1 pseudogene is annotated in these 775 nt (G+C 64.3%); it reads left to right on the top strand.

From position 1 onward, the window contains the following. Positions 1 to 19: 19 nt before the first annotated feature. Positions 20 to 775, top strand: a pseudogene (locus tag VBE63_RS30760) (malto-oligosyltrehalose synthase); the annotation flags it as partial.

Below are 775 nucleotides of genomic sequence, written 5' to 3'. Positions count from 1 at the left end.
GTTTGTCCGCGACCTACTGTTGACCGACATCGCGGCCGGCAAGCCTGAGCCATACCGCGAGCGCGCACTGCGCCTGGCGATGAAGTTCCAGCAATACAGCAGTCCAGTCACCGCCAAGGGGGTCGAAGACACGACCTTCTATCGCTGGCACCGGCTCAGCTCGCTGAACGAGGTCGGCGGTGATCCCGAGCGCTTCGGCCTCTCGGTGGACAGCTTCCATCGCGCCAATGCCCGGCGCCAGACGCATTGGCCGCACGCGATGCTGGCCGGATCGACCCATGACAGCAAGCGCTCCGAGGATGTGCGGGCACGCCTGCATATCCTCTCCGAGCTGCCGCTCGTCTGGCGCGAGCACGTTGAGCGCTGGAGCCGATTGAATCGACGCTTTCGGCGCAACGGCGAAGGTCGCGAACCACTCGAGGCTGATACGGTGACCTGGCCCGATGCCAACACCGAGTATCTGTTCTACCAGACCCTGCTCGGTGTCTGGCCACTACAGACACCGCAGGACAACGACGGCTGGGAAGCGCTCAAACAGCGCATCCAGGCTTACATGAGCAAAGCGGTCAAGGAGGCCAAGGTCCAGACCGCCTGGACCAACGCCGATCCCGATTACGAGGCGGCGCTGGAGGCCTTCATTGATGCCGTGCTCGATCGCGAGCGCAGCCGTGCCTTCTTCGAGGATTTCATCCCCTTCCAGCAGCGCGTCGCCCAGCTCGGGCTGCTCAACAGCCTCTCTCAGACCCTGCTTCGGCTGACCTCGCCAGGGCTGCCG

Source organism: Lamprobacter sp. (genome assembly GCF_034860625.1).
GTDB lineage: Bacteria > Pseudomonadota > Gammaproteobacteria > Chromatiales > Chromatiaceae > Lamprobacter.
Note: the sequence above shows the minus strand (reverse complement) of the source record. Positions and strands in the feature narration are given on the sequence as shown.